Here is a 14466-nt window from a genome sequence, read left to right as displayed (position 1 = left end):
CTCTGTCCGTTGCCAACAAAAAGGCCGCCCCGACTTTGGCACCCACGGGGAAATGTAGTTCGCCGCCGGGCAATCCGCGCACCAGCATCAGGGATCGTGGGGCTTCGTCGACCGTTTCATGGCAAAGCCGCATTCCCGCTGGCCGTTGTTGACGTTGGGTGATTACTGAGGGCCTTCGAGTGCTTCCTTGAAGAGCCGTATCAGTGTTGTAGGTCGAGACCCCGGGCGTTCCCGGGAGGTCAAGGCGACGATGTTTCGAGTCAGCTCCAAGCCTTCCACGCGTACCCGGACCAGACCCTCCGAGCGTTGAAGGGAGAGTTCGGGAAGGAAGGCGCCGCCCATCCCGGCTGCGACCAGTGCTGCAGTGGCGTTGAAGTCATCACTGACACCGACCACGCGGGGTCGGAAATTGTGGTTCCGTAAGTGCTGCTCGATGACAACACCGTCGCTGCCCCCGGGGTACTGCATGATCCAAGGCTTGGTGGAGAGGTCGTCCACACTCATCAGCGTGTGTGCAGCAATCCCCCAAGCGGCAGGGATAACCACCCTGAAAGGGTCCTCGGCAATCTGATCTCTCGCGATACTCGGCGGCCACAAGCCGGATTTTCCGAGTTGAAACACGAAAGCGGCATCGAGTCCGCCTGACCGGAGTTCATCCGCAGTCTCCCACGGTTCGGCAACAGACACGCGAAGGTCCACGCCTGACTTCTCCCACTCAGGATGCCGAAGTACCAGGGGCAGTACCTGTGCTGCGAGGCTGGGAAAAATCCCAACCCGCATCAGTTCCTTGCCTGTGCCCTGAACGGCCCGGGAACTCGAAATCATGACGTCGACGCCGGCTAAAATACGCGCGGCCTGCTTGGCCAGTGCGAATGCTTCAACTGTGGGAGTGACGCTCCTGGCATGTCGCGTGAAAAGGCGAACGCCGGTCTCCTGTTCAAGCGTCAGCATCTGCTGGGAGACATTCGAGGGCGAGTATCCGACGTCTTCCGCGGCCGCGGCGAAGGAGCCGGTCTTCATGACAGCGAGCAATGTCTGCAGTTGGCTGGAACTGATGGCCATGTGTCTTCCTTTGCTTCGCTGTTCCTATATTGTCCTGTTTGCCTCATTGGTCCCACCCTGTTACTGCCACATTCTGCTTGGGTATCGGTGGTCGCGCAGGCCAGTGTGGGCGGAATCGACGCAATCTGACCTTTATGCGGCACCGGGAAGCGGTTGTATAGCCAGGACCGCGAATCTTGAGGGCTTAGCAAGCCCGCGAGCGAATGAGGCACAAAATATCTTATGCTTCGGCATCTTTTCCATTAGATTCTCTGTCTTAGCTGTAGCGTCGTTTCTCACCCGATTGTTATCCTCTGAAAGGAATGGCATGTCCACGACCACACGTTCCGCCGCTGTGACGTTGTCCACCGCCCAGTTACGTGAGCTTCCCGCCTGGTTGGCGCTCAAGCAGGCCGCTACAGACTTCCAACTCATCCAAATCCAGGACGGTTCCGTGCCCGAGCCGGAAGACAAGGTAACAGCCAAACGGCTTACCGCGACCATCCGGAAGTCCCTCGCAGAACTGGCTCCGCAGTTTCCACACGACGCGGAGTATCTGGAACAGGTGCAGGACGCTTTCGCAGGGTGGGAAGAGGCTGGTTTTGAAGTGCCCGACTTCCTTGACGCCCTCCAGGCTTTCCAGCCTCAGCAGCACAGGGCCGACGGCGTGCGTCACCTTGTGGTCTTCCCGATGTACACGCAGAACGGCAGCAGCAACCGTTTTGTGGAGGCAGTTCTGATTGAAGTTGTTTGGCCCGAGTTCATCGACGAACTCGAAACCGGAGACTACTCCAACCCCCTGTTCCTGCCGATTCGGTTCATCGACTTTACCCCTGGCTACGACACCAATTCGGCAGTGCTCTTCCCCGAATCCGTCGCTGTCAGGACAACACCGCAGTTCACCTGGGGTGCCATCTTCGCCGACCGTGAAGCGGCAAGGTTCCGGCGCGTTCTGCGTTCAGCAGCGGAGATCACCCGGCTGGATTTGCCCGAAGACGCTGCAAGCCTGCTGGATGACCAGCACCTGACCGAGTCCACCTTCGTAATGTGGGACCTGATTCATGACCGGACGCACATGCGCGGGGACCTTCCCTTCGACCCGTTCATGATCAAGCAGCGAATGCCCTTCTTCCTCTACACCCTCGAAGAGCTGCGCTGCGACCTCACCGCGTTCCGCGAGTCTGTAAGGATCGAAAAGGACGAGAACGCTTCTTCGGAAGCGCGCAAACATGCCAAGCTCGTCCAGTACGCTGTGATCTTCGACAGGATCTTCAGGTTCGCCATGACCGGCAGCCGCGTTCGCAATTATGACGGGCTCGGTGGCCAGCTGCTGTTCGCCTGGATGCACCAGCACCACGTTCTGCACTGGACGGACACCAAACTGACCATCGACTGGGATGGTGCCGCCCAGGTCGTCATCGCCCTCGGACAGGAAATCGAAGACCTGTACTGGCGTTCAATCGATCGTCCCAAAACAGCCCACTGGCTGGCTGCCTACGAATTGATCTCGGCGACCGTAACGCCTCACCCGGCCTCAATCTGGGCCAAGGGCCCTGAAGCGCTGCCCCTGGAGGGCCCACCGCGTGGTCTGACTGATCTGGTCCTCAATGACGAGTTCCCTCACTCAATGTTCTATGAGGCGCTCGAGAAGAAGATGAGGGACGTCATTTCCTCCACGTCCGGCATCACCGGCGAAACAGCGCAGACAACCTCTGAAGCGACCGCGGCATGAGCGCCCCCACGGCAATACGTACAAACCTGAACGTGGTGGTGGCAGGTTCCACGAGTGCCGCCGGACGGGCTGTCGTGAAATCTTTGGCAGCACAGGGGGCCAGGATCGCCGCCGTCGACGTCAACGAAGCCGGCGTCAGGGCCCTCGCGCAGGAGTATCAGGAGGTCACACCCTACGTCTGCAACCTTGCCGACCCTGCGGAGGTCGACACCTTCGCCCGGGCTGTCCGCGCGGACGTCGGCCCTGTCGATGGGCTGATCCATCTCGTTGGTGGATGGCGTGGCGGGGATGGCATCACTGGCCAGCAGGATCAGGACTGGGACGTTCTGCACACCAGCGTGCTCACCACGCTCCGGAATACTTCCCGGGCTTTCTACGAAGATCTTGAATCGTCTGACAAAGGGCGTCTGGCGATCGTCTCCTCTGTGACGGCACAGAAACCGACCGCTGGTGGCGCCGCCTATTCTGCGATCAAGGCAGCCTCCGAGGCTTGGGTTCTGGGTGTCGCCGATGGCTTCCACCAGAGCCAAACAGGCAACAAGGCAGAACCCGTCGGACAGAAGTCAGCGGCAGTGGTCTTCGTCGTCAAGGCACTGGTCGATGACGCCATGCGTGAGGCTGCGCCACACCGTGCCTTCCCCGGCTACACCGATGTGCAGGAACTTGCCGAACACGTCACGGCACTCTTTGACGCGGATGCCGGGAGTTTGAACGGGACCCGGCAGCACCTGATCTAGCCGCTGGCCGGTACTCGGAAGGACATCCATGTCAGTTACAGAACTCACCACAGCCCTTCACCCGGGACGGCCCCTGCATGATGCCGGTCTGCGCAACTTTGCCTCAGACAACTATGCCGGGGCGCACCCGGAAGTGCTGGCAGCTTTGATCCAAGCCAACGAGGGCCACCAGCCCGCCTACGGAGAGGACGTTTACACCGAGCGTCTCCAGCACGTCATGCGGCAGCATTTCGGGCCAAAAGTCCAGGCCTTCCCCGTGTTCAACGGCACCGGGGCGAACGTCCTGGCGCTGCAGTCCATGCTGCCCCGCTGGGGAGCAGTTATCTGCGCCGCTTCGGCCCATATCAACACCGATGAGAACGGGGCCCCCGAGCGGATCGGTGGGCTGAAGTTGTTGCCGGTACCTACCAGTGACGGCAAACTCACCCCCGAACTGATCGAACAGGAAGCGTGGGGTTGGGGTGATGAACACCGGGCCCAGCCCCTTGCGGTGTCCATCACGCAAACGACCGAATTCGGTACGGCCTACCAGGCCGGGGAGATCAAGGAAATCGCTGATTTCGTCCATGAGCGGGGAATGCTGCTGCATCTGGACGGCGCACGCTTGTCCAATGCCGCCGCCCACCTGCAGCGTCCCTTCCACGACTTCACCACCGCAGCCGGAGTCGACGTGCTCTCCCTGGGCGGGACGAAGAACGGGATGGTCTTTGGGGAAGCAGTTGTCGTCCTCAATCCGGATGCCGTCGCGGGCGTCAAGTACCTGCGGAAACTGAACATGCAGCTGGCATCAAAAATGCGATTCGTTTCGGCGCAGCTCATCGCCCTTTACGAATCGGACCTTTGGTACCGGTCAGCTGCGCAAGCCAACGCCATGGCCGCGCGGCTGCGCGCAGGAGTGGAGGGCAACCCGGCCGTGCACCTGTCCCAGTCAACGCAGGCTAACGCTGTTCTGGCCGTCCTGCCACCGGGGGCAGCCGAAACACTGCGGCAACGGTACAGGTTCTACGACTGGGATGCGGCACGCAGAGAAGTACGCTGGATGACTGCCTTCGACACCACGGCGGCAGACGTGGACGATTTACTCGCGGCAGTCGGCGCAGCCGTCCAAGTTCAGCACGGTACCTTGTAGGCGCGGCGCCCAGCTGCGCGCTGCCCCACCTCAACATAGGAGCCCACGACCGGATAAACCGGCCGTGGGCTCCTATGTTTATTGGGATCCCCCACATCCGCCGCGATGATGCTGGCCTTGGCCCCGGCTCGTGCCGGGGCCATTTGAGTGAACAGTCCAGGTGGAGGCGCAGCCTTGGACCAAGGGCTTTGACGGATCGGGACCTGGAGAGACGACAAAGGCGGCGGGCCGAAGATTCGGTCCGCCGCCTCGCTGCCAGCAGAGCTGGCAACCAACGTCACGTCAGGAGTTGGGTTCCCCGCCGGAGGTGTCCCGAAGGCCCATGAGCGTGATGAGTTCCCATGCCGTGTGGGCTGCTGCCAAGCCCGTGACGCCTGCATGGTCGTACGCCGGCGCAACTTCGACAACGTCTGCACCGACGATGTTGAGCCCGCGCAATTTCCGCAGGACGGTGAAGAATTCCCGGGTGTTGATGCCGGCGACCTCCGGGGTCCCTGTGCCCGGGGCGTGTGCGGGGTCGAGAACATCGATGTCCACGGAGATGTACACGGGCCCCGTGCCGAGACGGCCACGTACCTGCTCCACGATGCTGGGAATCGAACGTTCCTGGAACTCTTCGCTGCGGACGATCTCGAACCCGGCTTGACGGTCGTCGTCCAGCTCGCTTGGATCGTAGACTCCGCCGCGGATGCCTACGTGCTGGCATCGATTCAGATCCATCAGTCCTTCTTCGGCCGCGCGACGGAAGGGGGAGCCGTGCCAGATTGATTCTCCGTGCAGTACGTCCCAGGTGTCCAAGTGGGCATCGAAGTGAAGCACGGCCAGTGGTCCATGCTGCGCCGCAGCCGCCCTCAGCAACGGCAAAGCTATCGTGTGGTCACCACCAAGTGCCACGATCCGGGTGCCTTGGGATGTCAGCTTTTCCGCTCCCGCCTGGATCGACGTGACAGCCCGTTCGATTCCGTACGGTCCGACAGCGATGTCGCCGGCGTCGACGACCTGCTGGTCACGGAACGGGTAAGCATCGTGGATCTGGTGGTACGGATGCAGCTGGCGGGAATTTTCGCGGATGTGGGCCGGGCCAAACCGCGCTCCGGGCCGGAAGCTCGTACCGGAATCGAACGGGATGCCCACCACGGCCACATCTGCCCTTGGGACTTCTTCCAGCCTGGGAAGCAGGGCGAAGGTCGCGATTCCTGCGTACCTGGGCGCCTCGGGATCGTGCCGTTGCCCGACGATTTCTGACGTGCTCGTCATTGGTTTCCTCTCTTCTTCAGGCCACGGCGCCTGTCACTGGTTGTGACCAGGAACTAAATCAACCGCCGGGCATGCTGCTGAATCGTGGCACGCCGCAAAGGCGTAGCGCTTCCCGTCACAGCAATTTCTGAGGCTGAACCCACCCCTGAGCCGTTGAGGCACAGAAAAATTAGGGCTCGCGTGACCTGAGCCACATTCTTTTTATGGTTGGGGCAGGCGATGGCCAGGATCCAAGTCCGGCACGTTTCTCCGCGATATGTACCTCCTAAGTAAGGCAGAGCATGATTCCAACCTCCAGGCCCTTCGGTACGGTTTTGACCGTCCACACGCTAAGCGTGCCGGCGACAGCGCCTTGCATGACAGCGCCCCTGGCCCGTTCATTCAGCGCCGTTGGTATGGACAGCAACCAACCACAAGGTCGGTCTGCTTCCCTCGACGATGCGGCAGGTGCGTCATGAGAACGCAAACAGCTGAACCCTCCGTGTCCGGTACGGCGACAGCCCCGGCATTAATCGACGCAATCCCGGTGCGGCACCCTGGTCGGTGGATCGGCGCAGGCATCCTCGTTCTAGTGATGATCCTGATCGGCCAAAACCTGGCAACCAACCCCCAATTCCATTGGGAGACCGTCGGGCTGTACCTCTTGGACATCAATGTGATCCGAGGCGTCGGGTGGACGCTGCTCCTCACAGTTCTGTCCATGGCTCTGGCCGTTGGCTTGGCCATACTGCTTGCATTCATGCGCCAATCAGATAACCCCATACTGAGGTGGACCTCATGGTTCTGGGTCTGGTTTTTCCGCGGTACCCCCGTATACACCCAACTCATCTTCTGGGGACTCGTCGCCGTGCTTTACCCAAAAATCGCGGTCGGCGTTCCCTTCGGGCCGGAGCTCTTCAGCTTCACCACCCAGGACGTACTCACAGCATTCTGGGCGGCAGTCCTCGGACTCGGACTGAACGAATCGGCCTACCTGGCCGAAATTTTCCGGGCGGGTTTGAAGTCCGTGGACAAGGGCCAAATGGAAGCAGCGGAAGCCCTGGGCATGAGGAGGGCGAAGATCATGTGGCGCATTATCCTGCCCCAGGCAATGCGCGTCATCGTCCCACCGACAGGTAATGAAACCATCGGAATGCTCAAGACCACATCACTTGTCCTGGCTGTTCCTTTCACCCTTGACCTGACGTTCGTTACAAATTCCCTCGCCAATCGCACATACCTTCCCATTCCGCTGCTCATCGTGTCCGCCACCTGGTACCTCTTCATCACCAGCCTCCTCATGGTCGGCCAGCACTTCATCGAGAGGCACTACGGCAAAGGCATCGACAACCTCGCTCCCGTCGCAGTGAATCCTGCGGCACTGAAAGCAGCCAAAGCGAACACCACGGCGAAAACCGCTGAGATTATTGAGGAGAGCGGACGATGACTTCAGGCCATGCCCAAACCACCAAGTCGTCGGCCCAGACGACCACCCCCTTGGTCAGAATCGAGGGACTGCACAAGTTCTACGGTCACCACCACGTGCTTCAAGGCATCGATATGACCGTGAAAGAAGGTGAAGTCGCTGTTCTCATCGGGCCATCGGGTTCCGGGAAGTCGACACTGCTCCGGTGCATCAACCAGCTGGAGAGCATCAGCGCCGGCCGGATCTACGTCGATGATGAACTTGTCGGCTACAAAGAGAAGGACGGTAGGCTCCATCAACTGAACGTTAAGGACATCGCACGCCAACGCCGCAACATCGGCATGGTGTTCCAGCGCTTCAACCTGTTCGGGCACAAAACCGCACTCGAAAATGTCATCGAAGCTCCAGTCCATGTCAAAGACCAGCCCAAAATCACCGCCAAACGCAAAGCCTTGCAACTTTTGGACAGGGTTGGGCTGGCCTCCCGGGCCGACTACTACCCCGCGCAGCTCTCCGGGGGCCAGCAGCAACGAGTAGCCATCGCCCGGGCCTTGGCCATGGAACCTGAACTGATGCTGTTCGATGAACCCACTTCAGCCTTGGACCCCGAGCTCGTGGGAGACGTCCTGACGGTCATGAAAGACCTGGCAAAGTCCGGAATGACCATGGTCGTCGTGACCCATGAAATCGGCTTTGCCCGGGAAGTCGGCGACACCCTGACCTTCATGGACGGCGGCGTGGTCGTCGAATCCGGCGATCCCAGAGACGTCATCGCAAACCCCCAACAGGAACGGACAATCAACTTCCTGAGCAAAGTACTCTGACGCAGCCCGGGCTGGAATGACCTGCGGTGCGCTTTCCGGTTCTGATCCCGGCGTCAGGCTGGGATCAGAACCGGAGCGCATTCCCCTAGCTGTACCGCCAACGAACACGAGCCAGACACCCGGGCTGACAACATATGAAGAACAACATGAAGCACCTGGCGTGGGACCAGACGACCACTTGCACTGACGCAACAGGCCGTCAGGCAAGGGCACCAGGACACCCGCGAACACGCCGGAGACCCCAGTATTGGAGACGAATGACCCACGAAACATTGGATGCCGGCGCAACGCTGCCCGCTGAAGCCATCGACGCCATTGAGCGGGCCGCCACGGCCGCCCACCCGCACGAGGAACTGTTCTCCGCGCGGGCCGCCAACATCAAGCAATCCGCCGTTCGCGATGTCTTCGACATCTCCATGCGGCCCGGCCTTGTCTCACTCGCCGGGGGCAACCCCTACCTGCAGTCGCTGCCGTTGGAGAAGCTCGGCCAGACCGCAGCCCGCATCATCGCCGAGGAAGGCATGACGGCCCTGCAGTACGGCGGCGGCCAGGGCACCGAAGAGCTCCGTGCCCAGATCTGCGACATCATGGCGGCAGAGGGCATCACCGACGCTGATCCCGGCAATGTGGTCATCACCGCCGGCTCACAGTCGGCGCAGGATGTGGCCACCAAGGTCTTCTGCAACCCCGGCGATGTGGTCCTGGTGGAAAACCCCACCTATGTGGGGGCCTTGAACACGTTCGAGGCATACCAAGTCGAGGTGGCACCGATCGACATGGACGACGACGGCCTGGTACCTGAGCTTCTTGAGGCCAGGATCGCGGCGCTCCAGTCAGAGGGAAAGAACATCAAATTCCTCTACACGATCCCCAACTTCAACAACCCCTCCGGGATCACCCTGGCCGCCGAACGCAGGCAACGGATCGTCGATATATGCCGGGACGCGAACATCATTGTCCTGGAGGACAACCCCTACGGGCTCCTGCGTTTCGATGGCCATCCCATCGCCCCGATGCGCGCGGCCAACCCGGACGATGTCATCTACCTCGGCTCCTTCTCCAAGATCTTCGCTCCCGGCCTCCGGATCGGCTGGGCACTGGTTCCCGCGCACCTGCAGCGCCGCTTCTACCTGGCCTCCGAAGCCGTGACGCTCTGCCCGCCGCCACTGAACCAGATGATCGTCTCGGCATATCTCCGCGACTATGACTGGAAAAGCCAGATCGATACGTACCGCACGCTGTACGCGGAGCGGTGCGAGGCCCTGCTCTCAGCGCTGGATGAGTACATGCCCGCCGGGCTTACATGGACCCGCCCCGCCGGCGGCTTCTTCGTCTGGGTCACCCTGCCCCATGGCGTGGACACGTACCTCTTGCTCGCCAAGGCCATCGACGCCGGCGTCGTCTTCATCCCCGGCGCAGCCTTCTCCCCCGCCGACGGCCCCTCCAACAAGCTCCGCCTGGCCTTCAGCGCAGTGCCGCCCGATACGATTGCCGAAGGCGTCCGCCGCCTGGCCCCAGTTTTGGCAGAAGCCATCAAGCTCTGACGGATGCGGCCCGGCCGGGAAAGTCCGAGTGCCTGGACTGGCCAAACTACGTCTTCCTGTTCCAACCAGGCGAAGAAGGACCGGGTGGGGCTGAACCAATGATTGCCGGAGGGGTACTGGGGGTTACGGGTCGGCGGCCCGACGCCGTTTTACGGCCTCCACGTCGTGGCCCATAAAGCTTCCGGAGAATTCTCTATCCGACCCCAAACCTTCATGGCCGGCGTCTACGAATTGGAAGTCACCGTGAGCGGCCGTAGTCGGCGGGCTCCAGAGCAGCACCGATCAGTGCGTCACGGTGCTGTTTAAACCAGCGACCATAAGCCTCGACGTCGTCCCAAAAGGCAATAATGACCTGCTTCTGCGAATCGCGCGGAGTAGGGCGGGTAGGGCGGTGTGTAGCTATCGCCTGCCCGCTTCGGGTGCGTCCGTTCGACGGTGGGGTGTATCGGGATGGAATGCTCGATAGCCGGGTCCTGACGGCTGGGGTCAGGAGCCATTTAGAGTTCCGCCATGAATGGGAGCGCTGGTTCTTCTACGTGGCGGAGTTGCTCAGGACTGGGGACGGTATCCGCTGGCAGGACGGCGTCGATGACGGCTCTCCTAGGAGCTTTGTTGAGGACCAGCTGGGTGACATCGGGGCGGGAGTAGTGGCCCGCTGGGTCGGAAATGGCCTTCGACGCTGAAATAAGGCCCAGATCTATCTCAGCGTAGACGAGGCCTTCCTGGTCGTCCGGAAGGGATTCGTGGAGTTGCCGGCCGTCGGGTCCGAAGATGCGGGCATGTCCGCCGCCGGTTTTCAGGAGTGCTTTCTGCGTGTCGGTGGCGCACATCTCGTCGACCATGTCCTGGGACACGGTGGCGCACGGAGCCAGGACGAAGCACTGGCCTTCCACAGCATAGATGCGCGAGGCGGAGGTGTTGACCTCAGGGCCGAGGGCAAAGGCACCACCTTCATATAGGGAAAAGCTCGGCCATGCAGCGACGTGCACCTGCTCGTTCTGGGCGTACATGGCGTACTTGGACAATGGCTGCAGGTGCTCCCAGCAGCAGAGCCCGCCGACGCGCCCCAGCTTGGTGTCCCAGACGGCCAAGTCGCTTCCATCGCCTTCGCCGAAGATGGTGCGCTCCACGTAGGTGGGCTTTAGCTTGCGGCGCTGGGCGATGGTCTGTCCTTCACTGTCAATGAACCATTGAGCGATGTAGAGGCTGCCGCCATGGCGTTCGCTCAGGCCCATACTGACCATGATGTTGTTGTCCCTGGCTGCCTTCGAGATCCGCTCCGCCTGGGGAGTGCCGTACTCAAGGGAATTATCGAAGTAGCGTTTGGTGTATTGCGGCAGCCACAGGGCTGGTGCGTCGAGCCAGGCGTACCATGGGTACCCCGGGAGCCAGGTCTCGGGAAATGCAATCATCTGCGCGCCGTTGCGTGCCGCGTCCTCGATCAGGGCGATCGTTTTATCGATGGTCTTGTCCAGGTTGAGGAATGCCGGTGCTGCCTGAACGACGGATGCTTTGAACTGGGCGTGGTTCATTGGGATCTCCTAAAGGATGTGATGCGAGTCATAGAAGTGGATGTGTTTCCACGTTATGTCTCAATTCCCAAGGATTCTTGATCGAGAATCGCAGGAACGTTGACTGCGTATGTCACGTTGCACGCACCCCCATCGGCCTCGGCAAACCGGCCCCAGAGTTGGCGCAGGGCGGCGATAAGATGGGGCATGGCCAAGGTTGTGAGCACAGTGGCGGTGTCTCCCCGGAACAGTGTTTCGTTCTGGACGGAGGCCGTTTCTGATACTTTCGTTGACCTCGACTGCAAGGCGGGTGACGGCCGCGAGTCCATAGATGGTGAGATAACCGTCCAGACTCTGGCATCGCTTGATTTGGCCCGTGTCCGTGCTTCCGCGCAATCCGTCCACCGCACACCAGCTGCCATCGACGCTTCCACCGACGACTACTATCTCGTGGGCATCCAAACCGAAGGCTCATGCTTGGTAACCCAGGGAGGCCGCTCGGCCGCCCTCCACGACGGCGGATTCGCGCTCTATGACACCACCCGACCGTATTCGCTGCTGCTGACCGGCCACTTTGAGCAACTTGTGCTCCGCCTTCCACGAATTGCGTTGGAGCGACATTTACCCGAAGCTGCCAGACTCACCGCATTGGCAGTAAACGCGGATCCAGGGGCTGCACGTCTGCTGGTAAATACAGTGCAGTTCCTGGCGAACGATATTGACGTTCTGCCCTCGGATGTCTCTTTATCAGTCTCCCAGGGCGTGGAGCATCTGATTGTTGCCGGCCTGGGCGGCCTCGCCCGCTGCGTCCCGGACGCGCAGCGAGTCTCCCGGCGCAAGCTCGTGCAAGCCCATATCCTCGAAAACCTCGGCGACGAGTCCCTGAGCATCAAATCCATCGCAAGAGAGCTTCACCTGTCTCCGAGCAGCATCCACCGCGCCTTCGCAGCGGACGGCGAGACAGTGATGGGCTGGGTCTGGCAGCAACGTCTGAACCGGATCCGGGAGACCTTGTTGACCGGGAGCTATGACGGCACGCTGACGGACTTGTCCCTATCGTGGGGATTCTCAGACCCCGCACACTTCAGCCGGGCCTTCCGCCAGCGGTATGGGCATGCGCCCTCGCAATTGCTTCGACCGATAGCCGAATCCCCTTTCACACCCCCTTCGACCCAGTAGTTGCCACTTGCTCCTAATCTGAATCGCGGTGAGCGCGGTGGGCAGGACTGCTGGCAACACTTCCAGTGGTCGAGTACATCGGTCCAAGTGCCATTCTTGAAGCCGGTGGAAGCCCTACGCCGAGCGGCGACGCGGTTCCCATACGTTTTCTGAACCGTAAGTGCAGCAGTCGGACGCGGTATAGCGCTGCCGTTAATGGCAGGCGGAACTTGCCGTATGCTCTCCGTCGCGACATATGTGCGCTTATCGGCAGACTGGTCCGCGTCGGCGTGCTCAGCCGACATTCGCGCGAGCTGCAATGTCGCGAGCTGCAATGTTCCGTAGGCACCGCTGGGGAGCGGTCGTCTGCGTTGAGCCCGCGTCCGGCTTGATTTCGCAGTGCGCTCCGACGACACGGCCAAGACCCGTTTGTTTCCTCGCCCGACGAAAGAACCGAAGTCAGGATCCTTAGTGCAAGTTCCCAAAGTCATATCGTGCGCAGCATCCCTACGCATGTAGAGGTGTGGGCCAACCACGACCTACCGGACGGACCCAGAGAGGACCACATAACACCAGCTCCAGGAAACAATGACCCCGAAAGGCCGTCATTACTGGCGTGCCCTTCCCGCCACGGCGGTCCTTCCTCTGCTCCTTGCAGGGTGCAGGACCACTCCCGTCACGGATTCCCTACCAGCACCGTGGAGCAGACCATGGGACCAGAACAAGCCCGAACTACATAAAACTCTTCAACGAGATTCAAGCTCTCGCCCCGGGCGACTGGACGAAAGTTGCACCGGAAGCACAGGGGGATACATAAGGCGGTAAAGGAAGTCTTTGAGAGCAAAGGGCAAAGAGAGGGCAGATTCCGGTAGCAAGCAACAGACAGGCGAAGGCACCGCGGCCTTACAAGCCCGGCGTGACGTCCTCGGACTGGCCCCGCCACCACCTGGAACAGGACGTTTTCCTCGCTGGCGCCCGCGCCGGCCATGCCAACGACGAAGTCGGGCATATACGACACCTGCAGCCCGCTCGCCTGAAACAACTACCTCCAATCACTGAAGGGTAAAGACCCGCCCACCCAGCTGCAGTCAGTCGATCAGCGCCACGCCGAACTCCGCCACGACGGCCCGCAATTCCTTCAGATAGCGCTGCGCTTGGTCGGTGAGTGGAATCGCTGCGTGGCCTATCCAGCCGATCTCGATGCGTTCATCAACGTCGAGCGGGATGGCGACGATTTCCGGGTCGAGCTGCCCGCTGATGATGCCGGTCGAGATCGTGTAGCCGTGGAGCCCGATCATGAGGTTGAAGATCGTCGCACGGTCAGAGACCCGGATCTCCTGTTTGCTGGACAAGGTGGAGAGAATCTCCTCGGCGAAGTAGAAGGAGTTGTTCGCACCTTGATCGAAGGTGAGCCGCGGCAAGCCGGCGAGATCGGCGAGAGTCGCACGCTTCTTTGAGGCGAGCGGGTTTTTCCTTGAAATGAAAATGTGCGGATCGGCGAGGAAAAGCGGAGTGAACGCGAGCCCGGACTCCCGGAGCAGCTTGTCGATGATCTTCCGGTTGAAATCGTTCCGGTAGAGAATGCCTATTTCGCTGCGGAGCGTCCGGACATCCTCGATGATGTCCCAGGTGCGTGACTCACGCAGTGAGAACTCGTATTCGGCCACGTCAGTGGCCTTGACCATCCGGACGAAGGCGTCCACCGCGAACGAGTAGTGCTGCGTTGACACCCCGAGCAGACGTCGCCGTGGTGGCCTGCCAAGGTAGCGCTGCTCGAGGAGAGCAAACTGCTCCACTACCTGCCGCGCGTAGCCGAGGAACTCGACTCCGTCGGCGGTGAGGGTGACTCCGCGGGCGGAGCGAACCAGGAGCGCACGGCCCACCCGCGCCTCAAGGTCCTTCATCGCGGCGGACATTGTCGGCTGGGCTACGTAGAGAAGATCGGCTGCCGCGGAGATCGACCCCTCAGCTGCAACTTCGATGAAGTAGCGGAGCTGCTGCAGCGTCAATCCGCTCGAAATCTGGGCCATAGGAAGATTCTATATGAATGCATAGTAACGCCTAGTTACCCGATACCCGTCGGTAGGTTGCACCATGGATACATCACCTTCTGAAAGGCCGTCTCCGG

General features: G+C 60.9%; 11 protein-coding genes. 7 read left to right on the top strand and 4 right to left on the bottom strand.

Going from position 1 to position 14466, the window contains the following annotated elements:
* Window positions 1–162: 162 nt before the first annotated feature.
* Window positions 163–1062: a LysR family transcriptional regulator gene (locus ABQM86_RS09895; RefSeq protein ID WP_369746510.1), complete on the bottom strand. Its 900-nt coding sequence runs from the start codon at window positions 1060–1062 to the stop codon at window positions 163–165.
* 307 nt (window positions 1063–1369) lie between these two features.
* Between ABQM86_RS09895 and ABQM86_RS09890 the strand changes: the two genes are divergently transcribed.
* From ABQM86_RS09890 to ABQM86_RS09880, 3 genes are read left to right on the top strand one after another with little or no spacing between them, the layout of a single operon-like run.
* Entirely contained in the window at window positions 1370–2773 is a 1404-nt protein-coding gene (locus tag ABQM86_RS09890; protein ID WP_369746509.1) for a DUF6421 family protein, read from the top strand.
* A complete protein-coding gene (locus tag ABQM86_RS09885) occupies window positions 2770–3510 on the top strand; it encodes an SDR family NAD(P)-dependent oxidoreductase (RefSeq protein WP_369746508.1) in 741 nt (246 codons plus the stop codon). Before ABQM86_RS09890 ends, ABQM86_RS09885 begins: the two co-directional genes overlap by 4 nt.
* A gap of 28 nt (window positions 3511–3538) precedes the next feature.
* Entirely contained in the window at window positions 3539–4639 is a 1101-nt protein-coding gene (locus tag ABQM86_RS09880; protein ID WP_369746507.1) for a low specificity L-threonine aldolase, read from the top strand.
* 282 nt (window positions 4640–4921) lie between these two features.
* Here the strand turns inward: ABQM86_RS09880 and speB are convergent, their stop codons facing one another.
* Window positions 4922–5896: an agmatinase gene (speB, locus tag ABQM86_RS09875; RefSeq protein ID WP_369746506.1), complete on the bottom strand. Its 975-nt coding sequence runs from the start codon at window positions 5894–5896 to the stop codon at window positions 4922–4924.
* Between the two features lie 454 nt (window positions 5897–6350).
* Here speB and ABQM86_RS09870 point away from each other — a divergent pair, with 454 nt between their 5' ends.
* The 3 genes from ABQM86_RS09870 to ABQM86_RS09860 all read left to right on the top strand — a co-directional run bounded on the left by ABQM86_RS09870 (window position 6351) and on the right by ABQM86_RS09860 (window position 9669).
* Window positions 6351–7322 (top strand): amino acid ABC transporter permease, encoded by a 972-nt coding sequence (locus ABQM86_RS09870; protein ID WP_207597287.1) that lies wholly within the window; start codon window positions 6351–6353, stop codon window positions 7320–7322.
* On the top strand, window positions 7319–8125 hold the full coding sequence (locus ABQM86_RS09865) for an amino acid ABC transporter ATP-binding protein (protein ID WP_369746505.1): 807 nt from the start codon (window positions 7319–7321) through the stop codon (window positions 8123–8125). Before ABQM86_RS09870 ends, ABQM86_RS09865 begins: the two co-directional genes overlap by 4 nt.
* A 257-nt stretch (window positions 8126–8382) precedes the next feature.
* Entirely contained in the window at window positions 8383–9669 is a 1287-nt protein-coding gene (locus tag ABQM86_RS09860; protein ID WP_369746504.1) for a PLP-dependent aminotransferase family protein, read from the top strand.
* A gap of 497 nt (window positions 9670–10166) precedes the next feature.
* Here ABQM86_RS09860 and ABQM86_RS09855 read toward each other — a convergent pair whose 3' ends face one another.
* Complete coding sequence (locus tag ABQM86_RS09855; RefSeq protein ID WP_369746503.1) at window positions 10167–11201, bottom strand: carbon-nitrogen hydrolase family protein; 1035 nt, start codon at window positions 11199–11201, stop codon at window positions 10167–10169.
* 186 nt (window positions 11202–11387) lie between these two features.
* Between ABQM86_RS09855 and ABQM86_RS09850 the strand changes: the two genes are divergently transcribed.
* Entirely contained in the window at window positions 11388–12359 is a 972-nt protein-coding gene (locus ABQM86_RS09850; protein WP_369746502.1) for a helix-turn-helix domain-containing protein, read from the top strand.
* A 1067-nt stretch (window positions 12360–13426) separates the two neighbouring features.
* On the opposite strand, the gene ABQM86_RS09845 is transcribed toward ABQM86_RS09850, so the two are convergent.
* Window positions 13427–14368: a LysR family transcriptional regulator gene (locus tag ABQM86_RS09845; protein ID WP_207597283.1), complete on the bottom strand. Its 942-nt coding sequence runs from the start codon at window positions 14366–14368 to the stop codon at window positions 13427–13429.
* Window positions 14369–14466: the final 98 nt, after the last annotated feature.

The organism is Paenarthrobacter sp. AMU7, from assembly GCF_041200195.1.
In the GTDB taxonomy this organism is placed as follows: domain Bacteria; phylum Actinomycetota; class Actinomycetes; order Actinomycetales; family Micrococcaceae; genus Arthrobacter.
This window is presented reverse-complemented; position numbering and strand designations above follow the sequence as displayed.